Here is a 26,805-nt window from a genome sequence, read left to right on the forward strand (position 1 = left end):
ATAAGCCTCATGGACCGCGTGCAACACGGTTGCCATGGATTATTGGAAACGGATGTAAGGTGCCGTTGTACGAACGGATCGAAGATGTAAAAAGTCGTAAGTATTTTGTACGTCAGCTCTGGATCAACTGTTCCAGGGTGGCGCGGGCCTGGGCAAGCTCCATGGCCAGCGGCTCGCCGAGCGCGTTCAATGCCTGTTCGTCATGCTGCCGGGCAGCGTCCTCAAGACGACGCAACAGCGCAGCCATGCCAGAAAAACCCAGGGAGTCGCAACTGCCGGCCAGGCGGTGGGCCAGGTGCAGCACTTCGGTATGGTCCTGGGCCGGCAGCGCCTCGGCCAATGCCGTGGCGTGATGTTCCAGCGACTGGCGCAGCACCTTCAACAGGCCTTGCAGCTTCTGTTCACCCAGCAGCGAGCGGTGGGTGTCCAGCAATGACCAGTCCATTCTCGCGTCCATACACGCCACCTCGGTGGGCACCGCTTCGGCCAGCGCCTGGCGCAGGTTGTCCAGCCGCAGGGGCTTGGCCAGCACTCCCTGCATGCCGGCATCCAGGTACCCTGGCACTTGCCCCGGTTGCACGCCAGCCGTCAGTGCCAGGACCCGGCTGTGGCGGTTCGGCCCGGGCGTGGCACGCAGTTGCCGGCAAAGCTCCACCCCGCTCATGCCGGGCAGGTGCACGTCGAGCAGGATCAGGTCGAAGCGCCGCTGCGCGCAGGCCAGCAGGGCTTGCCCGGCGTCCTCGGCAAAGCTCACCCGGTGGCCATCGCGCAGCAGCAACCCACCGGCCACCTCGCGGTTCAATTCCACGTCCTCGACTAGCAGGATGTCCAGGCTTGCCAGGGGCGAAGGGGCTGGTGAGTTGGCCTTCACTGGCTGCCCGCAGGCCATGTCGAGTTCGAACCAGAAGCGACTCCCCTGTCCTTGCACGCTGTCCAGGCCAATGCAGCCCCCCAGTTTTTCTACCAGATGCTTGCAGATCGCCAGGCCCAGGCCGGTGCCGCCATAGCGCCGGGCCACCTCCTCGCTGGCCTGGACGAAGCGGTCGAAGACCCTGGCCTGCACAGCCGGCTCGATGCCGATGCCATTGTCGCTGACCGACACCCGCACGCGCTGCGCGCCCTGGTCACTGGCCAGTACCTGCACCACAAGCCGCACCTGGCCGTGTTCGGTGAACTTGATGGCATTGGCCAGCAGGTTGCTGAGCACCTGGCGCAGGTACTGTTCGGCACCGTGCTGGTACTCGGCCAATTGCTCGTCGATGTGCAGCTGCAGGGCGTCGCCATTGTCCCTGGCCATGGGTTCGAGCAGCGTCAGCACTTCCTGGCACAACTGGCGTAGCGAGAATCCGACCAGCTCGGCGCGGCTCTCGCCTTCCTCGAGCCGGGCGAAATACAGCACTTCGTTGAGAATCGCCAGCAGCCCCTCGCCGGCCTTGTACAAGGCCTCGACGCGCTGACGGTCGGCCACCTCCAGCCGGCCGCCGCGCAGCAGCTCGGCCATGCCGAGAATGCCGTTGAGCGGTGTGCGCAACTCATGGCTCATGGTCGCCAGAAAGCGTGACTTGGCCAGGTTGGCGGCTTCGGCCTCGTCCTTGGCCCGGGCCAGGCTGGCGGTGCGCCGCTCGACCATGGCCTGCAGTTCGTCGCGCTTGTCCTGCAGCGCCAGACGGTCGCGCTCGCGGCGCTCGATGTCGCTGAGGATGGCGCGGCGCATGTCATCCAGGGCATTGGCCACGGTATCGATCTCGTCCGGGCGTGTCGACGGGCGGCGCCCCAGGCGCAATGGTTCCTGCCACTGGCCGGCACCAATTCGCCGGGCGAACTCGGCCATCACTTGCAGGTGGCGGGTGACCAGGCGATAGAACAGCCCCGACAGTGCCACCGCCAGGCCACACAGGAACACGCCCATCCACAGCAGGCTGGCAAGGCCAGTGGCATACAGCCGCCTGTGCACCGCGCCCAGGTCGATGCTCACTTCCAGCTCGCCAAGGTGCCTGGCCGGCCCCGAGGGCGGCTGGTAATCGAGGGGGAAGCGTTCGATGCGCAGCGGCCCCTTGGGCTCGGCGGCGCCGCGCAGCAGCTGGAAATCGTCGCTGACCAGGCGCACCCGGGCGACATCGGAAAAGTCCACCAGGCCGCGCAGTTGTGTGTCCAGCTGGGCCTCGTCCAGGTCCCACAGGCTGCGCTCCAGGCTGGCCAGGTAACCGGCGCGGATCAACGCCATGCGCGCCTCGATATCGCGCATCTCGCGGCGGTACTCGAAATACAGCTGCACCGAGCTGGCCAGCACGGTGAAGCACAGGCTGAACAGCAGGATGAACAGCAGCAGGCGGCGCAGCAAGCCATCGGTGCGCAGGCGGATCATCGGGAGTCCGCCGGCAGGTTGACCATGTCGCGGTAGGTCACTTCGCTCTGCTCCAGCCAGCGCTCGATCTCGCCGGTCTGGTTCATGCGCAGCAACTGCGCGTCGATTTCGTCCATATGCTGGCTCAAAGGCGATTGCCGTGATATCGCAACGCGCAGGTAGTCCACGCTCAGGGCCGTGGGCAATACGCGGATGTCCTGCGCCCCGGGCAGGTTTTCGATGAACAGCTGACCGGTGCGCCGCTCCTGGATCACGTAGTCGATGCGCCCACGGATCAGCTTGCCGAAGTTCTGCTGACTGGACGACACCCGTTCGATGTTCTGGTGGCGGGCGACGAAGCGGTCGAAATCGGCGCCGTAGCTTTCCCCGTAAAGCAGGCCGCCGCGGTAGCCGGCCAGGTCCTCCAGGCGCTGGAACTGCACTGGCCGCAGGCGGTTGTAGAACACCGCCACTTCCTCACGCACCACCGGCACCGTGGAAAAGCGCATGCGTTGGTCACGCTGGTCGCTGTTGTAGGCCAGCACCACGTCCACCCGCCCGGCAGCGGCGTCCATCAGGCAGCGCTTCCAGTTGCCCAGCACCACGGTCTGCACTTCGTAGCCCATGCGCGCGAACAGCTCTCGCACCACGGTGGGGGCCAGGCCACGCACCTGGTGGCCGTCACTCCAGGAAATCGGCGGGTACACCGGGTAGTCGCAATAGCGCACTGGCTGCCTTGCACTGGCTTGCAAGGCGAACAATGCCAAGGCCAGCACCCAGGCTCTGCGGGTCATGCCGCCACGCTGGCGGTGAACAGGTAGCCGGTGCCGTGGATGGTGATGATCAGCTGGGGCTCGGCCGGGTCATCGTGCAACTTGCGCCGCAGGCGGCCGACCAGCACGTCGATGGAGCGGTCGTTGGGTACCCACTCGCGGTTGCGGATCTGGTCCATCAGCTGGTCGCGGCTGAGAGTATGGCCGCTGTTGCGCAGGAACACGCTGAGCAGCTGAAACTCGCCATGGGTCAGCAGGGTTTGCCCGCCACGGGCGTCTATCAGCCGTCGGCGGTCGGTGTCCAGCGCCCAGTCGGCGAACTGCTTCAGCGATTGCGCGCAGGCCGGCGCCGGGTGCACCTCGCGGGCATGGCGCACGCGGCGGATCAGGTTCTTGGCGCGGGACACCAGTTCGCGGGGGTTGAGCGGCTTGATCACGTAGTCGTCGGCGCCGCATTCCAGGCCGACGATACGGTCGATATCGTCGTTGCGGCCGGTGATGAGGATGATGCCGACCTCCGAACGCACCCGCAGCTCGCGGGTCAGGGTGAGGCCGTCCTTGCCGGGCAGACGGATATCCAGCAGCACCAGGTCGACATCCTGGCTGCCGAGCAGGGCTTCGGCCTTTTCCGCGGTGTCGGCGCAGTGCACGTCATAGCCTTCCTGGGACAGATAGGCCTGCAGCAAGTCACGAATAAGCGGATCGTCATCGACGATCAATACCCGAGGCGTCATTGCGTGTCGTCTCTTTTTTTTTATTGGTTTGTTCTACACACTCGCGACAGCAGCGTACTCGTTACTGAACAGGCGATCAACAGCCCTCCGGCAGGCTGAAGCGGCGCCGGCCACCGGCCTGCAGGCCATCGACCCAGGCCTCGCAGATCAGCACGCCCTGCTCGGGGGTGAAGGTACCGGGGTTGAGCCCCGACTCCAGCCACAGGCCATCGAGCAAGGCGCTCAGGCTGATGGCCGCCAGGTCGGCATCGAAGCCCTGCCAGCCCTCCTCCCCGGCCAGCGTGGCCAGCAGCCCGCTCAGTTCATTGCGGTATTCGCCATAGGAATGGTCATGCACCTGGTTGATCGCATCGGCGGTCTTCACCGCGCCCCAGAACGCCAGCCAGGCGTCGAGCAATTGCGGGTCGAGCAGCTCGGCGCAGAACGAGGCGCGGAAGAACGCCGACAACCGTTCGCGGGCATTGGGCGCAGCCTGGGCCATGGCCTCGCGCAGCAGGCCCATCACTCGGCCGGTGACCGCCATGTAGGCTTCGGCCACCAGCTCATCCTTGCCTGCATAGTGATGGCTGATCAACCCGACCGAAACTCCGGCCTCGGCCGAAATCTTGCGGATCGACGCGCCCTGGAAGCCATGGCGCTTGAGGCATGCCAGGGTTGCCTCGACCAGGTTGGCTTTGCGCAATTCCGGCAGCATGCGGTGGTAGCGGGCTTCCTGGTTCATCGGCGGCTCTCGGGCTATGGGCTGGGCTGAACGACTGTACAACAAGCCGGACTGCGTGATAAACCCTTGCCACCCTTGCCTACAACAACAAAAGCGGCTGCCATGAACGACCTGATCACACGTGACCTGGACCAGGGCCTGCTGACCCTGGCCTTCAACCGCCCCGACAAGCTCAACGCCTTGAACACCGCCATGTACCAACGGCTGGGCGACCTGCTGCTGGCGGCAGGTGAAGACCCTGATGTCGAAGCCATCATCATCACCGGTGGGCCGCACTGCTTCAGCGCCGGCAATGACTTGCGCGACTTCCTCGACAACCCGCCTGCCGACCTGGACAGCCCGGTGTTCCGCCTGATGCGGGTGGTGATGGGCCTGGACAAACCGCTGATTGCCGCGGTCAGTGGTGCGGCAATCGGCATTGGCGCCACCTTGCTGTTGCATTGCGACCAGGTACTGGTCAGCCGTACCACCAAGCTGCGCATCCCTTTCGCGCCCTTGGGCGTGTGCCCAGAGTTCGGTTCCAGCCTGCTGCTGCCGCGTTTGCTTGGCCATGCCCGGGCAGCTCGCCTGCTGTTGGCAAACGAGTTGCTCGACGGCGCACAGGTGGTGGCCTGGGGGCTGGCCAATGAACTGCATGAAGACGGGGAACAGTGCCTGGCGGCTGCCCGGCGCCTGGCCCGCCAGCTGCAAGGCTACCCGCAGGCGGCGCTGCGCATCAGCAAGCGGCTGCTCAAGGATGGCCAACGGGCCGAGCTTGAGACGACAGTGGCGCGGGAGGCCCGGTTGTTCATCGAGTGCTTGCGCACTGAAGAAGCGCGAGCGGTGTTGCGAGGGTTGATCAAGGATTGAAAACCTGGGGCCGCGTTGCGGCCCATCGCCGGCAAGCCAGTTGCTCCCACCACAAATATCGCTCGCTTGAAGCGTCCTTTGTAGGAGCAGCCTCACTGAACCGATGAGCCCTGGGTTGTTCCATGACAGCTGGCTTGCCGGCGATGGGCTGCAACGCAGCCCCGGTAAAACTCAGAAACCCCCAGTATTGCTAATAGCCGGTCATCTCCAGATACCCACGCCCACCCGCACTCCCGGTCAAGCGTACCGGCCCCTCCCAATACGGGAACCGCGTTTCCATCCAGGCTTGCGATTCCACAGCCTCGACCTGTACATCCACGCCATGCCCCGGCACCTGCACCCGCCATCGCGTCGGCACCTGCTTGCCGTTCTTCTGCCGGGCCCAGGCCAGCGCCTGCAGCTGGATCTGCGCACCCTGCAGTGCCACCACCTTACCCTGCGGGCCAACCCAGGTCCCGGCGCGATACGCCTGCCCCTGCACTTCGCGCACCTGGAACAGCATCAATCGGGCACCACTGTCCAGGTGCAGGGAAAACCAGTCCCAACCCGTCTGCCCGGCAGCCAGCGGCTGGCTGCTCCATTCCCGGTCCAGCCAGGCCAGGCCGCTGACTGCAATGCATTGGCCGTCACGCTGCACTTCCCCACTCACCCGATAGAACGGCTGACTGTAATAGTACGAAGCCTGTCCCTTGCCGGACTTCTCGCTGTAGCCCTGGTCCCCGTGCAGCACCAAGGGCCGCTCGCTGTGCAGTTGCAGGTCATAGCGAAAGCCGTCACCACCGGCGAGCATTTGCAGATTTTCGATGCCACTGCTGCCCTGCAACGACCAGTCATTGATCCACGCCCGGAACGGCTGGGCCTGCACGCCGGCCTGGCCGATACCTCCACGCGCCAAGGTTTCGCCGAACTGATGGCCACCGGGACCGGTCAACGCCGCATGTCCCATCCACAGGTTCGGGCTGTTCCAGCCGGCAGTCTCGGGGCCTGGGCGCAGGGCCGAGCGAAACAGCGTCCACTGCGCGCCCCAGTCCCGCCCCAGGAAGTCCTGGAGGTTGGCGGTGACATACCACCATTCGATGCGAAAGCCATCGTGGGCCCCGTGGTCACGCGGAAATTCCAGGCGATGGCCGCGGCTTACCTGGCTGAATTCGCCCGCCTGCTGCCCGAGCCCGGCATAGCTCTGCTCGGCGGGCTGGTCACAGCCGCCGAGCAACCCACACAGCAACAGCCAGGCGCTACGTTTCATCGGCAAACGGCCTCAACAGTTCGCGCGGCTGGCGACGCGCCAGCTGCCACAGTGGCCAGGCGCTGGCCAACAGGCTGGTAAGCACGCCCAGCAGTGTCAGGTGCAGCAGTTGCCCAGGGAACACGTAGAGCGGCAAACGCCAGCCGAATGCCTGCACGTTCACCACCGCTACCAGGCACCAGGCCAGCAGGATGCCCAGCGGGATCGCCAGCAGCACGGTAAGGCTGCTCAGCAACAGTGTCTGCCCAAGGCTCAGCCACACCAGGTGCGTACGCCGCACACCCAGTGCCCACAGCGGCGCCAACTGGCGCAGGCGGGTCTGGCCCAGGGTCAGCAGGTTGATGAACAGCGCCACGCCTGCCACGCCAAGGGTGAGGCTGTTGAGCGCGGCAGTGGCGGCGAAGGTGCGGTTGAACACGTCGGTCGACCAACGTTTGAGACGCGCCTGATCGACCACGCGGCTGTCGTCCAGGGCAAAGCGCTGTTGCAATGCAGCCTCGAGCGCCGACACCTGATCGCCCACCAGATCGACACTCAAGCCGGTCAGGGTTGCCTGTGGCCAGTGCCCGCGCAGCCAGCCGGCGTTGACCAGCATGTGCCCTTTGGGGTTGCCATAATCGGCATAGATGCCCACAACGCTAAGGGCTGGCGAAGTGTCTGCAGGCAGCCTCAGGCGATCGCCCAGTCGCAGGTTCAGTCGCCTGGCCAGCTGTTCACTGAGCATCACGGCCTGCCCGGCAGCCAGTTGCTGCCAGGCGTGCTTTTGCTGCGCCAGCAATGGCCAGCGTGTGCGATAGACGGGGTGATCGACGATGCCCTGGACCTGCACCGGCCAGCCCTGCAGCTGTGTTTCCTCACGCCAGCCGGGCAACACCACACCCACCGAAGGTTGCTGCCCAAGCCACTCGGCTATCTGCATGCCCTGGGCGGTGTCCCTTGGCGTGACATACAGGTCGGCGGACAGGCGCAAGTCAAGCCAGCCGACGAAGGTCTTGCGAAAGCCCTCGGTCATGCTGCCCACCCCGACACTGGCCGCCAGCGCCAGCAGCAGTGCCATCAACGCCAGGCTCAGGGCCGGCAATTGCTGGCGGCTGTCGGCGACGAACCATTGCGCCAAAGGCCGCCGGCAATGGCGCGCCAACCAGGCCAGCACCCGGTCGAGCAAGGCCGGTAGCAGCAGCGCCGCCGCCAGCAGCAAGCCTGCCAGCAGGCCGAACGCGCTGGGCAGGCTGTCGCCCAGCACGCCACAGCCCAGGGCCAGCAAAAGCAACAGGCCGGCCACCAGGGCCTGGCGCCGCAACCAAGGCCCCTGCGCCAACCGCCACGCCTGAGGTTGCGCCAGCGCCAGCAACGGCAACCGCGCCGCACGCAGTACACTGCCCAAACCCGCCAGCAGCGCCCCCAGCACGCTCATCAGCATGCCCAGCAGCCACCACCCTGCGGGCAGGCTCAGCGCCCCGGCGACCTGGGCGCCATACAGGCCGCGCAAGCTGGCGGCCACATCGGGCAGCAACCACGCGGCCAGCCCGTAACCACTGGCCACGCCGGCCAGCCCGCCCAGCACCGCGAACAGCCCCAGCTCCAGCACCAACGCGCACAACAGGGTTTGCAGGCCGATGCCACAGGCGCGCAGGTTGCGGATCAGGCCGCGCCGCTGTTCCAGTGCCAGACCGATTGCGGCATGGGCTATGAACAGGCCGACGACGAACGCCAACAGGCCAAGGGCGGTCAGGTTGAGGTGGAAACTGTCGGTCAGCCGCTGCAAGCCGCCATCGTCCTGCCGGGGTTGCAGCTCAAGGTAAGGCGCGATATCCGCCGGCAGCGGCCTCGGCGTGCCGGCCACCAGCAGGCGCGACAACTGCCCGGGTGCATGCAGCAACGCCTGGGCATGGCCGATATCCACTACGATCAACCCCGGGGCCAGCGCTGGCTGCAGAACCAACGGCGGCAGCAGTTGCCCTTCGCTGTCGCGTACTGACGCCCCGGGGCCTGCATTCAGCTGGCGCAAGGTGTCCGGCCCGACCCAGGCTTGCCCGGGCATGCCGACAAAGGCCTGCAGATCGAACGTTCCGGGCTGCACACCGGCGATGCTGCTGGCCGGCGGCAGGCTCAACGGCTCGATGCCGATCAACCGCACGCTGCGCGCCGGCTCACCAGCAAAGCGCAAGCGCCCTTCCAGTACCGGCGTCACCGCCCAGCCCTGCCTGCGCAACTGCACGTACAGTGCCTGGTCGAAGCGCTCGCCTCCCCGCGGCACCAGTTGCGCCTGCAACGGCCCGGCCAGCACGGCGCTGGCCCGGGCATAATCGCTGCGTGCCTGGCTGTTCAGCGCCTGCACGCCGGTCCACAGCGCCGTGGCCAGCCACAGGCCGGTGAAGATGCTGAAAAACTGCACGCGATGGCGCCGCCAGTGGCTGAGCAGCGCCAGCAGGGCCAGCGATAGAAGCCTCATCCGCCCAGCTCGGGCCGCACGCGGCCGGCCTGCAGGTAACAACACTGCTGCAAGCGCGCCGCCAGCCGCGGGCTGTGGGTCACCAACAGCACCCCACTGCCAGCCTCGGCGACCAGCTGCAACAGCAGGCTCAACACCTCATCGCTGCTGGCTTCATCAAGGCTGCCGGTGGGTTCGTCGGCCAGCAACCAGGCCGGGCGTCCGGCCAGGGCGCGGCCGATGGCAACCCGCTGTTGCTGGCCGCCAGACAACTGCTCCGGGTAACGCGCCAGCAAATTTGCCAGCCCCAGGCGCTGCGCCAGGTACGCCAGCCAATCGGGATCATGCCGAGCGGCCAGCCGGGCCTGAAACGCAAGGTTGGCCCCCACGTCCAGGCTGCTGATCAGATTGTACTGCTGGAACACCAGGCCGATGCCCTCCCGCCGCCACAGCGCCAGCGACGCCTCGGAACGGCTGTCGAGCGGGGTGTCGTCGATCAGGATGCGGCCACTGTCGGCACGGTCCAGACCGGCCACCAGGTGCAGTAACGTACTCTTGCCGCTGCCCGACTCGCCCATCAGCGCCAGGCTGCTGCCGCGCGCCAGGCGCAGGTCGACACCCTGCAGCACGGGGAGCGGGCCCTGGGGGGTGGGGAATGATTTGTGCAGTTGCTCGATGACCAGCATCGACGGGCCTTGGTGAGTTCAGGGGTCTTCTTAGGAATAGCAGGTTCATCGCGGTGTGAACGAACACTCGTCGTTTTCCTCGATAAAGCAATTTCCGACTCTATTCGAAAAGCGGTATCCAGCTTCAACTCTCGATGAACTTATTAATTCCACAACCCTGAAAGCCTTACCGAAAAGTCAATATAAACAGCCCCGTGCCAATAAAAAAAGATACTTCCTACAGAAAGTTCTTTTTATTGGTCGATATCCACTTTCAAACGAAAAAACAATGACCTGAATCAGAAACCATCGACTACGATCAGCATTCACTTCGCCCCCGTTAGTTACGGCAAGAGACTCAACCATGGAAAAACCAGTAGTTCCGCACGCCGCTGGCCAGGTCGATATCGCTTTGGAAAGCGCCCACCAGTACGCCTATTTCCAGCTACTGGAATTGCTGTATCACGTACACGACGACGATCTGGAACAACGCCCACTTGCTCGAGAGACGAGACGCCGATTACGGCTGGAAGTGTCCCCCAGTCTGTCTTTCCCTGTTGCCGATGTGTTGCGCGCCGATCGCTTGAAGGACGACTGCTACCGCATCCAGGCAAGTTTTCTGGGCCTGCATGGCACAGACTCGCCATTGCCCACTTACTACCTTGACGAGATCGCCTACGAAAACGCACACGGCATCGGTTTACGCCCGGCTTTCCTCAATTTCTTCAACCATCGCCTTCATACCCTGCTCCATCAAGGATGGCGCAAATACCGCTACTACGTGCGCTTCCAACCGGGCGCGAAGGACGGTTTCTCCCGCTATGTCTTCGCCCTGATCGGCCTGGACGACTCAGCACTACGCGGCGCTACGCCGCTACCCTGGAGCCGCTTGCTCAGTTTCGTGGGAATGATCGCCAGCCGCAGCCGCTCGCCCGGCATGGTAGCCGGCATGATCGCGCATTGTTTCGACCTCCAGCAGGTTGCCATCCGCGAATTCGAAAAGCGCACCGTGTCCATTCCCACTTCCCAACGCAACTGCCTGGGGGCCAGAAACTACCAACTCGGCAACAACTTCCTGGTTGGCGACAGCATCGAGTCACGCAGCAGCAAGTTCACCATTGTGATCGCAGGCCTGGATCAGCAGCAGTTCCGCGAATTCCTGCCCAGCGGTGACAACTACCAGAGGCTGGCGCGGCTGGTGGAGTTCCTGCTCCGTGATGTCGGGGCCTATGACCTGGAGTTACGCATGTGCGCCGAGCAAGCCCCACCCTTCAGCCTACGGGCCGCGCATGGCACCCACCTCGGTTGGACAAGCTTCATCGCCAACCGCAATGACCCCACGCCTCCCCCTGTTCGCATCACGGTACGCACATGAGTACAAATGTTCTCCCCTCCAGCATCACGCTCACCGTCCTCAACCCGGAACAACTCTTGCACGGCAGCGAACCGCGGCATCGCTTCGATCGGGCTGGCGGCTCCATCGGCAGTCAAGGTGCTTGGCGCTTGGATGATCGGGGCGTTCGCATCCTGCCGGTGCACTGCGAAATCGGCTGGCATGAAGGCCATTTCTGCATCATTGACCACAGCGGCAAAAGTTTCATGAATGGCAGTGACTCCCAGTTGCTTTCGGGTACGCCTATCCGCCTCAGGCACAACGACAGACTGCAGATGGGTGACTATCAGATTGCCATACACCTGGGCGAGGACGAGGTAGAGCCGGAGCCGCATACCGGCAGAGACCCACTCTGCGAGCTAGGGGTTAATCAGCAGATGTGCCCGCTGCAGATACTTGGCGTACCGATTACGGATATCGCCGGATTTTTCCAAACCTCAATGCCTGGGCCTGTGGATGAGCTTGATCCGTTGGCCTATCTGGACAGGGCCGCACAAGCCCGGGTTGACCCGGCCATAGCCGAAATATTCGGCAAGGAGGTGCAATGAACAAGCCTGTAGGTTTGCTACTGGCCTGCCTGGCGATCAGTGGCTGTACTTCGATCAGCAAGATCTACCAGGTGGCGATGGATCCGTCTTTGCCAGTCGGTGGCCCCAACAATGAAATCAGCCACCTGGCGCTGAGCCTCTACGCCGCAGACGCGCCTGCGCCTGTCAGCCTCGAACCGACAGATTCAGGCGAACAAATACCGCTGCATGGCCACCCGGAACAGCTGGTGGCCAACCTCAGCGCCACAAGTCCTGTCGAGTTGACTGACAAGCTGAGCTCATTGGCGGAGCAGCTGCACCGCAACTACCCCGCTTCTGTCGAGGGCAAGCAAGCCATCGTCGGGCCGAAGGCGCCTGCGGCATTGGCCAGTTACGCAACGCCCCAAACCGGTTTGCCTGAGGAACTCGACCTGCAATCACAACACCAAGCCCCGTCATCCATCGTTTTCAAGGTACTTCAGCTCCGTGACGATTCGTTGTTGCTGGATGCCACTTATGAGCAAGTCGAAGAAGACCTGGATAAAGCGCTGGGCACCACGCTGATCAGCATCGATGACTACCGTCTGACCCCTGGCCAGTTCAAGTTCATCGAACACGAAGAAATCAACGAGCGCACCCGCTACATCGCCGTCGTTGCTCGCCTGGGCGATAACTCCAAGGGCCGCTGGAAAGATGCAGTACGCATCCAGTCACGCGGTTACAACCATACCGTACACGTTCACTTCGAGAACAACACCGTTGAACTCAGGCAAGACAGTGAATACCGTCGTGACAAATGATCCGTCCAAATAAGAAATGAGCATCCTGTGAAGGCCGGACCAGGCACCGGAACAAACAGACAACGAATCCCGACCCAGGCCACTGGTATCGGGGTTCTTGGGTGGCCTGCGCCAGGCCCTATCGCCCGGCCACTTCGCTGGCCGTGCCGTCACGCAACAACCGCTGCGGCAGGGCAAACCCTGCAAAGAGCTGGCGGGTGAAGGGGTTGTTTGCGCCCGTGGTGTGAACCTTGTAGCGCGCCGTATCGCCGGCAATCATGAAACCGAGATCGATACTGGTGGATGTACGGGCATTCAGCCCAGCGCGGCTGAGCAGGCGGTAGAGCGACCAGGGGCCGTGATAGCCCAGGCTGACTGTGGTCCCCGCAACCTGCACCAAGGTGACACGGCTATGCCCACTCTCCCCGGCAGGGCCCGGCCAGGTCATGCCGATCGGCTCCTTGCCCCGGTCCGCAAATGCATGCAGCTGCCCATCCAGGTCGAAGACACTGCCGCGCAAGCCACCGCTGATCGCCAGGGGCTCGAGGCCAAAGCTCACGTTCAGCTCCCCGCGATTGTCGAAAAACGCATTGCGTATGGCTTCAGCCTGCTTCAGCTGCACCATGACTTCGGGGCGGACCAGGTAACCTTCATCCGCACGGGAGTAAAGGGCATCGAGGTTGTCTTCGAGAAACACCGCAAGGTACTGGTCCTGGAAGCGCTTGAGCTGGCCTTGCGGGCCAAAGAAGGCTTCAAAATCCTTGAGTGACACATCCGGCCCGGCCGGGTCGATGGGATAGCGTGAGGCCAGTCGTTCCTGGTAGACGCTGTAAACCTCGGCATCCCAACGCTGCTCCAGCTCCCGTAACGCCATGACCATCAGCACCTGCGAAGTCTGCTCCGCCAGCTGGCGAACATGCCGATTGAGGGGTTCCGGCAGGCCCGTGGCAATGCGCTGAAGGTTGCGAATGGGGTCGGGCGCCGTTTCCGAAAAACGGCTCAACACTAGCGCCAGGGCGGCCTTGCCCCGGTCAGGGCTGTCCTGCACCGCCTTCAGGTGGTCGTGTACAGCGCTGATCGCCTGGAGTGTTTCGTCATGGTAGGACGGTTTGTCACCCCGCCCGTCGAGCATCCCCGAAAGCCCCGCGAAAGACCGATAGATACCCATGGCCTGCATGCGAACCTGCGGATCGGCTTTCGATTCCTTCTCGCTGTCCGCGGCCTGCGGATAGATCAGCGTATTGCTGCGCACGGTTTCCAGCAGCCGGCGTATCGGCGCTGCCGGGCCGCTGACTTGTTCCAGAACACCCAAGGCATGCGCAAGATCGCTGAATTCGGCAACCGAAAACTGGTTCAGCACACGCCGCCAACTGTCGATGTAGTCGGCGCTGTACAGGGCTCGCAGACGCTCCGCCAGGGCCTGGCGGTCCATGTCGGAATAGTCGAGGCTACGCCGCTCCCCTAGCACCCACTGGTCGACCAGGGCGAGGTCGGCCACGTTCTGGCTATGCTGGTCGAAATAGTCGCGAAAGCCCGTCGCCGTCAGCAAAGGTGGCAGGGACAAATTGGCGTCGACGGCCGCCTGGTGATCGCGCTCGGCCAGTGGCCTGTAGACGATATCGAACGCTGGGCCGATCTCGTTGCGCAAATCCAGCTCACCGTGCAATTGCTCCCGAGCCTGCTGCCTCAAGCCGATGTAGACACGCTCGGCCAGCGGCAGCTTGCGCAACTGCTGCTGCGCTTGGGCAACGACTTTCCGATACTCCGGCAGCTCGACATCTGCGTAGGCCAAAGCGTACCTGAGGTGGCGCATCAGCGCGGCCTGCAGCTGGCCCTGGCCCGGATACGCCCTTTGCCACTCGCGAGCCATCCATTGCTCGACCATCTCTGCCCGACGATTACCGCGATCCTCGATCATGCGATACACGCGCAATGCCGCCAACTGCTCGTCGCTACCGGGGGCGGCTTGCTTGACAGACGCTGCCACGCCGCCCGCAATCACCGGTAGAAAGCGCTGGGCCAGGGCATTCAGGTACGCCTGGTCCACTTGCGGGCCAATGGCTTTGCCCTGGTACAGCCCCATATCCGTGAACACGCTCCAACCAGAGCGATAATCGCCGTACAGGCTCACTGCATCACGGATCTCATTCAACGGCAGCAGCAGGCTGCGCCCGGTCAAATCATCCTTGGCGTCCGTGCTGGTGTTGCTGAACGCAAGGCTTTTCTCCAGCACCTGCTCTGCCTTGTCACGGTTGACGCTGTAGAAGTACGCCCAACCACCGGCCATGGCCAACCCGCACACACTCGCCGCCACGGCGCCGCCCTTCAACAGGCGGCCCTTGCGCCGGGCGACCTTGCGGTTGTCGCCCGCCAGGCCGGCCTCGGGGTAGACCACGCGTTGCAACAGCCGCTGCGCGAAATACACCACGGAGGTGCCTCGCGGCTTGGTCGACAAAGCCGGGGCAGCGAAGGCAAAGGCGCGGGCAGAAGCGTCCGCGAGCAGGTTGCGCACTTCGCCTCGCTGGTAGACCGAGGAAAAGTACAGGCCACGCACCAGTGGTGGGGTGCTGTAGCGGTCACTGGCCAGTACATTACCGAGGAAATTCAACAACATCTCCTGCGCCCCGCTCAGTTCCCGAAGCAGCGAGCAGGCGCTCTTGCCCGTGCTGCCAGGCGCTTCCACGGTAGCGCTCATCAGATGCCTGCCAAGGCGCCCCAGGAAGCCCTGATAGGCTCCCTCCAACTCCTGCAGCCAGGCATCGAAGTCCTTTACCGAACCCAGCGTGAAGGTAAAGCCCTGCACCTCTTCCCGCTCACGGGCCGGGAGCGCGGCGAACAGTTCCTCGAAACCGTCCAGCAAGTCGAACTTGCTCATCACCACGTACAGCGGCAAGCGCGTACCCAATTCATCACCCAGCTCCGTCAGGCGCGCACGCAGCATGAATGCCAGGTCACGTCGTGCCTTCGCCGATCGCCCGAACAGGTTGACCATATCCACCAGCAAGACCACGCCATTGAGTGGCCGTCGGCTGCGGTTCTGGGCAAGCCAGCCAATCATGTGCCGCCACAGGCGTCGCTCGACGCCCGCCGGCAGGCCTGAGGGCTCGGCCGGCGCTCTCGCCGTCAGTGCAGCCTCCTGCACTGCTGGCAGCGTGTTGTCATCGCCCCCCTCCTCAGCCGCTGTCGGCGGCTTGATGGGCTTGACCACATACGCCGGGCGCTCGGGCTGGCTGATGAACTCGCCCGGCGGATCGATCAGCACCGCGTCGTCACCTACCCACCAGTCGATGCCAAAAGCCAGGTCCTGATCCGTACTGGCCCGCTGGGTGGCGCCATCGGTGCGGGTGAGTGCAAAACGCTGATCCGAACGGCTGACGAAGCTCGACTTGCCCGCATTCTGTTCGCCAAGGATGAGGTACCACGGCACATCGTAACGGTGCCCGCGGCCACCTTGGCTGTCGCGCAAGCGGGCCAGGCTGCTGTCGAGGGAGCGCTGCTGGGCCTGCAGATACACCAGGCACGGGTCTTCCACCTCGCGCCGCTGCCGTTGCTGTTCGCGTACGATCGAGCGGTTGCGCCGATGCACCCACGCGCTCCATGCCAGCAATGGCAGCATCACCAGCAGCACGGTTGCCGCAATCCGCACCGGCAGGTCAACCAGCGGTTGCTGCTCACGCCAACGCCATTCAGGCCCCAACCACCATAGCCAGACCACTGCGGCAGCAACGCCGAGCAGTACCACGCCAACAACTACCGGCATTGCCTGACGCTGCACCAGCAATACACCGCGCAGCAGACTGTCCTTGTTCACTTTCATAGCGGCAAACCTTACCGACTGCATTTCCGAATGATTTAAGGCACCTCACAGTGCACACTGCCAAAAACAGTAGCAGCATTGAAAAACACTATTCAATGATATCAAGCAAGAAATACCAGCTAACACTTTTCTTGCAGACGCCGGTGACTTTCCTGAATTATTAAATAAAAAAGCACTTGCTTCAGAAAAGTTAATAACCCATCAACTTGTGGGAACTTTCCTACAAATAAGCCAAGTGCACTTTTCATCAACACCGGCACATGCCACCAGATAGAGCGTCCAACGCGATAAACATGAAGTTCAAAGACTGGTTCATGCAGGAGCAGCAGACCCTACGGGAATTGGGTGACGACTTTGTCGAGGACGACCCGCGTCTGGCGCCTGTCCTCGGTCGCACCGCCTCGGACCCGGCCAGCGAGTACCTGATGGAACACTTCGCCTTCCTGACCGCTCGCCTGGTCATGAAGATCGAAGACCATCTGCCCGAGCTGACCCACCCGTTGCTGCAGCTGCTCTACCCCAATTTTCTGCGTCCGCTGCCGAGCATGACACTGATGCAGTTCCAGCCTGTCGACCACGCGCTGAGCGAAACCCAGGTGTTGCCCAAAGGCACCCCTGTGTTCTCCCGAGCCGTTGACGGCGTAAGGTGCGAGTTCCGCACCTGCGCGGACCTGGCTATCGCGCCGCTGGAAATTCGCAGCATCACCACGCAACCCAGTGCCGAAGCACCGGTAGTGCGCATAGGCCTGGGCGCCTTGTCCGAGCAGCCGCTGCGGCAGATGAAGTGCGACCAGCTTCGGTTTCATCTGGCTGGCAGTAAACGCAATGCGCTCACTCTCTACCAGTGGCTGGCGCAGCACCTGGACAAGCTTGATCTGCATATCGGCCAGCACCGCTTTGCGCTACCACCCTCAGTGGCCTTCGTCGGTTTCGAGGCAAACGAAGCGCTGCTGCCCAGCCCCGGCGAGCAGATGGATGGCTACCGCATCCTGCACGAATTCTTCTGCTTCCCGGAGCGCTTTCATGGGTTTCGCATTGACGGGCTCGGCAGCTACTGGCCTGACGAGGCCGCCGCTCATATCCAGCTGGAGTTCGGTTTCAGCGCGCCCCTCCCGCCCGACATACAGATCGACCAGACAACGATCCTGCTCAACTGCATCCCTGCCATCAACCTGTTCAGTTGTACGGCAGAGCCCATCCCGTTGAATGGGCAGCCACTGTGTGAAACCGTGCGAATGGAGCGCCGGGGCGGCAAGGAAGGTGAGATTTTCAGCATTGATCGTGTCAGCAGCCAGCGTCAGAAATCCAACGATCACGTACAGGACTTCAAACCCTTCGAAGCCCTGGACCGTGACTTCCCGTTGGCCGAGCCGACGCCCGCCCGCTACTACAAGCTGGACATCGAGCAGGAACCCGTCAATGACAAGGTGCAACACAAGATTAGCCTGGTGCATCACAACCTTGCGCCCTACCTTGGTCTGCACGAAGAACTGAACATCGACCTTACCTGCAGCAACGGGCCCCTTGCGCAGCAGCTCAGGGTTGGCGAGGTCGATGTGACCACCCAGGACACCCCCTCGTTCGTCACCTATCGCAACCTCACCCGCCCTACCCGCAGCTACCCGCCGATGCTGCAGAGCGGTGGCCAAGGTGAGCGCCACTGGGCGCTGCTCTCCAACCTTGCGCTGAACAACCTGTCGCTGTCTTCTCCTGCAACCCTTGCCGCGGTACTGCGGGTTTACGACTTTGTCGCCGCCCACGACCTGCAGCAGGAGCGCAATACCACCCAGCGCCTCGACGCCATCAGACAGGTGGACAACGAGCCCTGCGATTGGCTGGTCAAGGGCGTGCCGGTTCGGGGCATGCGCACCATCCTGCACATCGACCCTGCCGGCTTCGAATGCGAGGGTGAGGTGCAGCTGTTCGGCAACGTGCTGTCCCATTTCATGACGTTGTACGCCAACAGCAACTCATTCCATCAACTGCAGATCATCAACACCGCCAACGCAACCCGCCAGCTGTGGCCTGCCCGGACCGGGCGGCAGCCGGTGATGTGACCAGGAAGTCCGCCCTATGACCGTTACATCCGCTCAATCGTATGACAAGGACCAAAAAGATACGCGCGGGTCGCCCCCACTCAGCGAACTGTTCCCTCATGTCGACGCGCTGGGGTTCGACACCCGCTCGAACACCACATTCCCCCTCTTCGACATCGCCTCTCCCCTGTTCGGCCTGGTCATTCGCCTGGAAGGCACCGAACACTACGACCACGTCGAGCAGTTGCATGCCCACGTCAAGAACATGATCCACGGCATGGTCGAGCAGGTACGTCAGCTTGAACACTGCGACGAAGGCGACCGCGTAGTGTTTTCCTACTGCTTGTGTTGCGTGGTCGATGAAGCCGTGATGACTACGTCCTGGGGGCGCGACTCGTCCTGGAAAGCCCAGTCCTTGCTCAGCGCCATCCATCAGGAAACCTGGGGCGGCGAGAAATTCTTCAGCGTGCTCGAACGCTTGCTGGACGCCCCCGAAAAGCGCTACGACCTGTTTGTGTTCCTGTTCTGGTGCCTGGCACTGGGCTACCGCGGCAAGTACGCCAACCAGACCAATGGCGATGAGCAACTGGCCGCCTGGCTCAAGCGGGTCCATGACCGGATCGTTGAACTGCATGGCCCCGAAGCCGAATCGCAACCCCTGACCGACCCTCTGGCCCATGTCGCGCCCCGGCATTACCGCATGAACCGCCAACTGCCCTGGTGGACGCCCTGGGCCGTGATGGGCGTGTTCTGCACAGGCCTGTATCTCTACTTCGCCAGCAAACTTGACGGCATTACCCAGCAAGTACTGGCATCACTGCAGGCGATGCTGCAGCCATGAACTCGACAACATCGAACTGACATGACGCAACAGTCACTGTGCCGATGGGCGCAGCAAGTAAAACTTTGCCCGAAACAAGATAGATCCTGCATTTAGCGAAACTTCCTACAGGTTTTTAGGAAGCAACTTTCACGACTAGGAACGGATTCCTCATTACGGCCGTGAGCACAACTAATGCCTCGCGTCCTAGGACGCGTCCGGTTTCATGAACCTGCCCGATGGGACGAACCGCAGGAGTACGCATGAGCAACCTGAATGATGTGCGCTTTACCTTCACTACCCCAGCCGACGAAGCCATTCAGTTTGATGTCGTGTCATTCGAGCTGACCGAAGGCGTCAGCCAGTTGTATCGCCTGGGAGTCGAACTGGTGAGTTTCGCCGACGATGCCGACTTCGCCACCCTGCTCGACCACCCCGCGCTGCTGACCATCTGGCAGCAGGAGCAACCGGTGCGTCACGTGCATGGCCTGATCAGCAGCTTCGAACAGGGCAAGACCGGCCACCGCCGCACCCGCTACCGCGCCATTGTCGAACCGCAGCTGGCCCGCGCCGGCCTGCAGTCGGACTGGCGCATCTTCCAGCACCGTCCCGTGCCGCAGTTGCTCGAGGAACTGTTCCGCGAGCGCCGCTGGGGAGCGTTGACCCAGTACCTGGTCAACCCGCACCAGACGCGTGAGTTCTGCGTACAGGCCGGTGATCTGGACCTGGATTTCTTTTGGCGGCTATCGGCAGAAGAAGGCCTGATCTCGATCTTCGAGCACAGCCAAGGCAGCCATGGCGTGATCCAGGCGGACCAGATCAGCCAGTTCGGCAGCCTGGAAGGCGACCCGGTGTTGTATGTGGCCAACCGGGGTGGCACGGCGCGCCAGCCCTGCCTGCATGACTTCCGCTATCGCGAACAGGTACGCACCAGTATCCAGGTCCAGCGCGACTACACCTTCACCCACCCGCGCTACAACCTGGAACACACCCTGTACCCCAGGGACATGGGCAACCAGGGCAACGAGTACGGGCGCTACGACTACCCCGGCCGCTACAAGCACGACAACGCCGGCAAGCCGTTTACCCAGACCCGTATCAACGCCTTGTTCGGCGATGCCCGGGTGGCCCAGGTCAAAGGCGACGACGCGCGCCTGCAGCCGGGCATTGCCTTCCAGCTGGCCGGCCATGCCCGTGAGGACCTGAACATCCTCTGGCGGCCGATGCAGATCACGCACATGGGGCAGCAGTTCACAGCGCTGGAAGAGGATGCTGCCGAAGCCGAAGTCGGCACGTCCTACACCCTCACCGCCACCTTGATTCCAGCCCGGGTCGAATGGCATGCCCCTGCTTGCCCCAAGCCCGTGATCGACGGCCCGCAGATGGCCAAGGTGGTCGGCCCGCCCGGCGAGGAAATCTACTGCGACGAGCACGGCCGCGTGCGCGTGCAGTTCCCCTGGGACCGCCTGGGCCAGGACGACGACAAGAGCTCCTGCTGGGTGCGGGTGACCCAGGCCTGGGCCGGTGCCACCTGGGGCCATATGGCCATACCCCGCATTGGCCAGGAAGTGGTGGTCAGTTTCCTCGACGGCGACCCTGACCAACCGATGATCACCGGGCGTAGCTACCACATCGTCAACCGCCCGCCGTATCGCCTGCCCGAGTTCAAGGCGTTGAGCCCGATCCGCAGCAAGGAGCACCACGGCAAGCGGCACAACGAACTACGCCTGGACGACACCACCGGGCAGATCAGCGCGGCGCTGATGAGTGACCACGACAACACCGCGCTGCACCTGGGTTACCTGACCCATCCGCGTCACTTCGGTGGCCAGCCCCGTGGCCAAGGTTTCGAGCTGCGCACCGATACCCACGGGGTGATCCGCGCAGGCGGCGGCCTGCTGCTGACCACCGAACTGCGCGCCCGCGCCGTCCAGCACCACACCGACCTGGCCGAAACAGCCGAACGCCTGCAGACCGCACAGCAGTACCACACCACCTTCGCCAGGGTCGCCCGCGACCACCTGGCCCAGGAAGGTGGCGATCAGGATGAGGTCGGTGAAGCGCTCAAGGCACAGCACGACGCCATCTGCGGCTACGGCGGCAACCCTGAAGCCAACCGGTTTCCGGAGCTGGCCGACCCGCAGCTGGTGCTCGCCAGCCCGACCGGCATCGCGACCACCACCCCGGAATCCACCCACATCGCCAGCGGCGAACATCTGGGCCTGAGCACGGGTGGCCACACCAGCCTGGCCATCGGCAAGCGCCTGCTGATCAGTGCCAGCCGAGGGGTACGCCAGTTCGTCCAGAGCATGGGCTGGCGACTGGTCGCGGCCACCGGCGACATCGACCTGAAGGCGCTCAAGGACAACATCAACCTGCTGGCCAAGCTCAAGGTCAGCGTAACCGCCGAGCGCATCACCCTCAGCGCCAAGGAGGAATTGGTCATCCAGGGGGGCGGCAGCAGTACCACCTACACCGCAGGGGGAATCCTGCATGCCACCGCTGGCCAGTACACCGCGCACGCGACTGACTTCATCTACAAAGGTTCGAAAAGCCAGGCGGCGGCGTTTCCGGAGGAGCCCAAGGCAGGCCAGGGAACACTGGAACTGCTGCAGCAATACGCTAATGCCCTGCCATTCAAAAAAGGCAAGTACGAAGTTGAAGACGCCCTCGGCCATGTCTTCAAAGGCAACCTTGATGGCGATGGAAAAGCCAGCGTAGCCAACGTTGCGCCGGGCCCAGCCAAAGTACGCTTCAGCGATGACGATGTGGATGTCTGGCACGACCCAGGATTCCCCGGTCCTCACGAGCAGATATCGGGTGAGTTGACCACACCTTCTTCATCAAAGTTGAGCGCCCAGGCCGCGGGAATTCTAAAGCAGCTCACATCAACCCTATCTGGCGCAAAGCTGAAAGATAGTTCTCTTCGCTTGGGAGCTGATCTAGCTACTGACGCAGCAAAGCCCACCCTTAAAGGCGCCGGTGTTCCCGAGACGCTGATCAGACTCTCGGAGAAAGCACGATGACCGTTCCTGCTCGGGCACCTCAACAGGCCACAGGCCCAACGAACACCGCATCCGTCAACGACATCGAAGCCGGCAAGGAAAAGCTGGATCAGTGGATCCGAAAAATGACGGGGGGCGCCATCGGTTGGACTGCCGTCAATGCCGCAGGCTCGGTCATCCCAGGTGTGGGCACCGTATTCGCAGCGGTGGATGCCATTGGGGACCTACTGACGCTTATTGATGGTAACCACGATGATTTCCTGACATGGGTCAGCTTCGGCATCAACGTGGTTGGGCTCGTCTCCTTCCCAGGCGTAGGGCCTGCGCGTCTGGCCATACGCACTACGCTCTCGGCGGTCAGACGCGATGGCATCGCGATGATTTCTGACGCCCTGTTGAGCGCACTTGAGAAAAACTTAAACGATAAAACGCGAGGATCACTGGAAGCCTTCGCCCAAGCCATTGAAAGCCGCCTGAATGAGCTGCTTACCAAGATTGCCGCAGAGATCAAGAAAGCGTGCACCTCCTTCGCTCAGATGCTTCGGGGGGTAGCCAGCGACCAAGGGCAAAAGGCCCTTGCCAAGAAAACCAAGCAAGCCTCCATTTTCTTCGGACCTGTTGCGGCAATAGCCGCAAACTTCCTGATCGAGGACCGACTGCTTTCATCGAATACCTGCCAGCAATTGCTCAATGCCGCCAATTTGGCAGATCAGATAGGTCGCAACGCTTCAGCCAAAATACTGGGCATGGCGGACGCTGGGAAGGTCGGAAGCATCGGCTACCTAGTGATGTCATTGGCGAATGCACTCAGAAACCGCAAGCGCCGCAGACCAATAGCAGCAACATCCCACAGCAACAAGCCTAGCCAAGCACAACATACGCAGCAGCAAAACGGTCTGACAACACGGGGCACCGAGCGCCCGGCGGTCAAGGATCCCAACTGCCGAAACCTTGCAGCAGCCGGCACCGGCGCGAATATCAGCTTTGCGACAGGCAGCGAATCGTTCACACATACAGACTTCTCTTTGCCGGGATGCTTCCCGATCGAATGGGCCCGAACCTATCGCTCCAGCCTGGACGCATTGGACACCGGGCCATTTGGTGCTCGATGGATCACCCCCTACACGATCTTTGTGGAATGCACTGATGATGGAGGCCTTGCCTACCGGGATTCGGACGGCCGAAGTCATCGCTATCCAGATCCAGACGTTGGCAAGTATCACTACGATGCAGTCGAAGATGTCCTACTGATTCGAGCCTCGGAAAGCGAACTGGTCGTTGCACGCGGTCATGACACTCAAGAGCATTTTCAAAGGCAAGGCGCCAAGTATCGCCTTACTGCCATCCAATACCGCAACGGTGCAAGGCTAAACCTGCACTACGAGCACATCCACAACGACAATCCGCTACTTTCGGACCTGCTCACGTACCAGGATGACCGCCAGCAGCACCATCTACACCTTGGGTATGGCGAGAACGGGCTGATCTGTTCGGTATGGCTAATGGTAGATGGCCTTGCGCAACGTCAACTTGCCATCTATGAACAGAATAATGCGGGAGACTTGATCAACGCACACGATGAAAACGGCGCGCAGTGGCACTATGCGTACCACCGTCATCTGGTCACCCGTTATACAGATCGAACGGGGCGCGGTTTCAATCTGGAATGGGATGGTGATGGCCCCGGTGCGAAAGCGATACGGGAGTGGGGTGATGACGGAAGCTTCGAGACCAGGCTGGAATGGGATAAAAACATCCGGCTTACCTATGTCACAAACGCTCAGAAGCAGGAAACCTGGTACTACTACGACATTCTCGGGTTTACGTACCGCATTGTGCACCCAGATGGGAATGAAGAATGGTTCTACCGCGATGATGCAAAAAACGTAATTCAACATATCCATACCGACGGCAGTTCGGAGCAATTCGCCTACGACGAGCGCGGAAACTTACTGCAGCATACCCGCGCCGATGGCAGTTCCGTTCACCATGCGTACGATGACCTGAGCCAATGCTTCAAGACCCGCGATGCCGAGGGCGGCCTGTGGAAGTACGATTACGACCAGCGCGGCAACATCATCGAAACCCAGGACCCACTGGAGAACAAGACCCTCTATACCTACAACAGCGACAACCTGCCCGTCGCCATCACCGACGCCAACGGCGGTGAGAAGAAGTTGGCCTATAACCCTGATGGCCAGCTGACGAGCTACACCGATTGCTCAGGCAAGACCACGCAGTGGAAATACAACGCGTTGGGGCAACTGGCCAAACTGATCAACGCCGCCGGCGATGTCACCGAATACCAGTACGAAGCCGGTCAGCTGGTGTTGCTCATCCACCCGGACAAGACCACCGAACGCTTCGAACGTGATGCCGAAGGCCGCTTGCTCAGCCATACCGATGCCCTGTATCGACGCACCCGCTGGACCTACAACGAAGCAGGGTTGATTCACCAGCGCCACAACGCCAACGACACCACCCTCACCTACCACTGGAACAAGCTCGGCCAACTGGTACGCCTGCGCAACGAGAACAACAGCGAAGCCAGCTTCAAATATGACCCCGTCGGGCGGCTGCTCAAGGAAACCGGCTTCGACAAAGAGACCACTCATTACCTCTACGACAACGGCAGCAACCTGCCCACCCGCCGGGTGGATGGCGACCGGACCACGCACTTCGAGTACGACCCCATGGGCCGGCTCATCCAGCGCAAGGCCGCTCGGCGTGGCGGTGACAAGTGGGAGGTTGAAACCTTTGCCTATGACGGCAATGGCAACCTGCTGGCGGCCAACAATAAGGCCTGCAGGCTGCAATGGTTCTACGATGCTGCCGGCAACAACACGCGCGAGCATCAGTGGCTGGATTATCTGGTCAAGCCACAGGTTGCCGTGTTCAGGCATGAGTACGACACCCTCAACCAACGCATCGCCACCACCCGCCCCGATGGGCATCGGGTCAGTTGGCTGACCTACGGCAGCGGCCACCTGCTTGCGCTCAAGCTCGATGACCAGGAGCTGATCAGCTACGAGCGAGATGATCTGCACCGGGAGATCGGCCGCGTGCAAGGCAATGGCCTGGTCCAGCGCCAAACCTGGAGCCCGAATGGCCAGTTGCTGGGGCAGACACTGGTTCGCCAAGGTGAATCCAGACGCATCGCGGCGCGCAGCTACCGCTATGACGAAGCCGGCCAGCTGTGCCACATCGACGACCTCAACCGTGGCGACCTGCACTATCGCTACGACCCGGTTGGCCGTTTGCTTGAAGCCAGCCGCAACCACGAGAAGGAAACCTTCGCCTTCGACCCGGCGAGCAACCTGCTGGACCCCGAGGCACCACCCAATCCTAATCCGCACTCGCCGCACAAGCTGATGGACAACGTGCTGCGCAGCTACTGCGGCACGCAGTATCGATACGACGAGCGCGGCAACCTGCAGGAGCGGATTGAGAACGGCAAGACAGGCAAGTTTACCTGGGATCTGTATGACCGGCTGCGGCGCTACGAGGATGAGCGGCTGGTTGTCGAGTTCGGGTATGACGCGTTAGGCCGCCGAGTGTACAAGGACTCGCGCTCGAAGTACCGCAAACGGATACAAGCTGGGCCGGTCTGGAACGAGAATGCGCGGCGAGCGCTGGATGAAAAGCTGGGCTGTGATTTGACGCTGTTCATCTGGGACGGCGATACGCTGGCGTTCGAGCAGCGCGGGCGGGATGGCAAGGGGCGGACTACGCACTATGTGTTTGAACCGGGGACTTTCGTTCCGGTCGCGCAAGGGGTGATGAATCACATCGAGGAGATGCTGCATCAGCCGAGCTATGGCTTCCCCTATGACATTGATCGGGATCTGGTATGGCAGGAAAAACCAACGCCGAAGCCTTTTGACACTGTGGGCTGGTACCAGTGCGACCATTTAGGCACCCCCATGGAAGTTACGAGCGTAGAAGGACATGTGGCATGGCATGGAATTTACAGCGCCTTTGGCTCAGGTAGCACCTATAATATCAACACAAACTCGCTACCAGCCAATAATAATCTACGCTTCCAAGGCCAATATTCAGACCTTGAGACCAACCTGCATTATAACCGACACAGATTCTATAGCCCCCAAACTGGAAGATTTTGCGAAAAGGATCCAATCGGGTTATTGGGGGGACTCAACCTATATCTATACGCCGCCAATCCAATAAGCTGGGTGGATCCACTCGGCCTGAAACCATGCCCAGAAGACTGCAATAAAATTTTGTCCGAAGCTGGCGTTGACATCGACACCCATGCCAACCTTAGCACCGACGCTAAACACAAAGGATCTCTTTATGAATCCCACCACATCTACCAACAGGCCGCTCTACTTGATAATAAAACAAAACAACCCCTTATTAACGGCTATACATCAGGCAATGCAATCGCAATCAGGCTTGTTGGAAAAAATCCTGATAGATCTCGAACTGGTACCCCACACTATAAAGCGACGCTATCTCAAAATTCAGCATCATCTGCAGGATTACTTGGCAGTGAGACCGTAGTAGCGTTCAACGCACTGAGAGCAGCAGGGCTAAGCGCCCCAGTTGCAAAGTGCGCCACGCTAAAAGCCCGCGGTCAATTATCACATCTTGGCGCCCACGCAGGTACACCCACGCTGACCCCAAGATCCAGGAGAAAATGAA

Annotated in this window: 16 protein-coding genes; 8 read left to right on the top strand and 8 right to left on the bottom strand. The window is 62.0% G+C overall.

The annotated features are described in order from the left end of the window. Window positions 1–112: 112 nt before the first annotated feature. The 4 genes from IRZ77_RS03900 to IRZ77_RS03915 form a co-directional block, all read right to left on the bottom strand. Complete coding sequence (locus IRZ77_RS03900) at window positions 113–2,365, bottom strand: ATP-binding protein (protein ID WP_153670808.1); 2,253 nt, start codon at window positions 2,363–2,365, stop codon at window positions 113–115. Then, the gene (locus IRZ77_RS03905) at window positions 2,362–3,138 is read right to left on the bottom strand and encodes a substrate-binding periplasmic protein (protein ID WP_135003119.1); all 777 of its coding nucleotides are present in this window, start codon (window positions 3,136–3,138) and stop codon (window positions 2,362–2,364) included. Before IRZ77_RS03905 ends, IRZ77_RS03900 begins: the two co-directional genes overlap by 4 nt. Further along, window positions 3,135–3,851 carry a response regulator gene (locus IRZ77_RS03910; protein WP_012271826.1) on the bottom strand — a complete coding sequence of 239 codons (717 nt, stop codon included), beginning with the start codon at window positions 3,849–3,851 and terminating at the stop codon, window positions 3,135–3,137. Before IRZ77_RS03910 ends, IRZ77_RS03905 begins: the two co-directional genes overlap by 4 nt. A gap of 76 nt (window positions 3,852–3,927) precedes the next feature. Further along, window positions 3,928–4,572 carry a TetR family transcriptional regulator C-terminal domain-containing protein gene (locus tag IRZ77_RS03915; protein WP_046615218.1) on the bottom strand — a complete coding sequence of 215 codons (645 nt, stop codon included), beginning with the start codon at window positions 4,570–4,572 and terminating at the stop codon, window positions 3,928–3,930. A 102-nt stretch (window positions 4,573–4,674) separates the two neighbouring features. On the opposite strand from IRZ77_RS03915, the gene IRZ77_RS03920 reads away from it, so the two are divergent. Then, entirely contained in the window at window positions 4,675–5,421 is a 747-nt protein-coding gene (locus IRZ77_RS03920; protein WP_046615217.1) for an enoyl-CoA hydratase, read from the top strand. Window positions 5,422–5,611: 190 nt separating this feature from the next. On the opposite strand, the gene IRZ77_RS03925 is transcribed toward IRZ77_RS03920, so the two are convergent. The 3 genes from IRZ77_RS03925 to IRZ77_RS03935 are packed head-to-tail and all read right to left on the bottom strand — an operon-like array spanning window position 5,612 to window position 9,784. Continuing rightward, window positions 5,612–6,667, bottom strand: coding sequence for a lipocalin-like domain-containing protein (locus IRZ77_RS03925; RefSeq protein ID WP_108480628.1), 1,056 nt, complete (start codon window positions 6,665–6,667; stop codon window positions 5,612–5,614). After that, window positions 6,657–9,119 (bottom strand): ABC transporter permease, encoded by a 2,463-nt coding sequence (locus tag IRZ77_RS03930; protein ID WP_108480629.1) that lies wholly within the window; start codon window positions 9,117–9,119, stop codon window positions 6,657–6,659. Before IRZ77_RS03930 ends, IRZ77_RS03925 begins: the two co-directional genes overlap by 11 nt. Continuing rightward, window positions 9,116–9,784 carry an ABC transporter ATP-binding protein gene (locus IRZ77_RS03935; RefSeq protein ID WP_153670807.1) on the bottom strand — a complete coding sequence of 223 codons (669 nt, stop codon included), beginning with the start codon at window positions 9,782–9,784 and terminating at the stop codon, window positions 9,116–9,118. The genes IRZ77_RS03930 and IRZ77_RS03935 overlap by 4 nt, the downstream gene beginning before the upstream one ends. A 343-nt stretch (window positions 9,785–10,127) precedes the next feature. Here IRZ77_RS03935 and tssG point away from each other — a divergent pair, with 343 nt between their 5' ends. Genes tssG through tssJ form a run of 3 tightly spaced genes read left to right on the top strand, consistent with a single transcriptional unit; the run spans window position 10,128 to window position 12,483 of the window. After that, the gene (gene tssG / locus IRZ77_RS03940) at window positions 10,128–11,138 is read left to right on the top strand and encodes a type VI secretion system baseplate subunit TssG (RefSeq protein WP_108481464.1); all 1,011 of its coding nucleotides are present in this window, start codon (window positions 10,128–10,130) and stop codon (window positions 11,136–11,138) included. Beyond that, window positions 11,135–11,704 (top strand): FHA domain-containing protein, encoded by a 570-nt coding sequence (locus tag IRZ77_RS03945; protein ID WP_196172983.1) that lies wholly within the window; start codon window positions 11,135–11,137, stop codon window positions 11,702–11,704. Before tssG ends, IRZ77_RS03945 begins: the two co-directional genes overlap by 4 nt. Further along, the gene (gene tssJ, locus IRZ77_RS03950) at window positions 11,701–12,483 is read left to right on the top strand and encodes a type VI secretion system lipoprotein TssJ (protein WP_108481462.1); all 783 of its coding nucleotides are present in this window, start codon (window positions 11,701–11,703) and stop codon (window positions 12,481–12,483) included. Before IRZ77_RS03945 ends, tssJ begins: the two co-directional genes overlap by 4 nt. A 118-nt stretch (window positions 12,484–12,601) precedes the next feature. Here the strand turns inward: tssJ and tssM are convergent, their stop codons facing one another. Further along, a complete protein-coding gene (gene tssM, locus IRZ77_RS03955) occupies window positions 12,602–16,279 on the bottom strand; it encodes a type VI secretion system membrane subunit TssM (RefSeq protein WP_230386332.1) in 3,678 nt (1,225 codons plus the stop codon). A gap of 293 nt (window positions 16,280–16,572) precedes the next feature. Between tssM and tssF the strand changes: the two genes are divergently transcribed. From tssF to IRZ77_RS03975, 4 genes are all read left to right on the top strand, one after another. Further along, window positions 16,573–18,336, top strand: coding sequence for a type VI secretion system baseplate subunit TssF (gene tssF, locus IRZ77_RS03960; RefSeq protein ID WP_173015095.1), 1,764 nt, complete (start codon window positions 16,573–16,575; stop codon window positions 18,334–18,336). 16 nt (window positions 18,337–18,352) lie between these two features. Further along, on the top strand, window positions 18,353–19,156 hold the full coding sequence (gene icmH, locus IRZ77_RS03965; protein WP_108481461.1) for a type IVB secretion system protein IcmH/DotU: 804 nt from the start codon (window positions 18,353–18,355) through the stop codon (window positions 19,154–19,156). 242 nt (window positions 19,157–19,398) lie between these two features. Then, a complete protein-coding gene (locus tag IRZ77_RS03970; RefSeq protein WP_196172984.1) occupies window positions 19,399–22,161 on the top strand; it encodes a type VI secretion system Vgr family protein in 2,763 nt (920 codons plus the stop codon). After that, on the top strand, window positions 22,158–26,804 hold the full coding sequence (locus IRZ77_RS03975; protein ID WP_108481459.1) for an RHS repeat-associated core domain-containing protein: 4,647 nt from the start codon (window positions 22,158–22,160) through the stop codon (window positions 26,802–26,804). Before IRZ77_RS03970 ends, IRZ77_RS03975 begins: the two co-directional genes overlap by 4 nt. The last annotated feature ends 1 nt before the right edge of the window (window position 26,805 follow it).

Origin of the sequence: Pseudomonas pudica (assembly GCF_015680405.1) — a bacterium.
GTDB lineage: Bacteria > Pseudomonadota > Gammaproteobacteria > Pseudomonadales > Pseudomonadaceae > Aquipseudomonas > Aquipseudomonas pudica.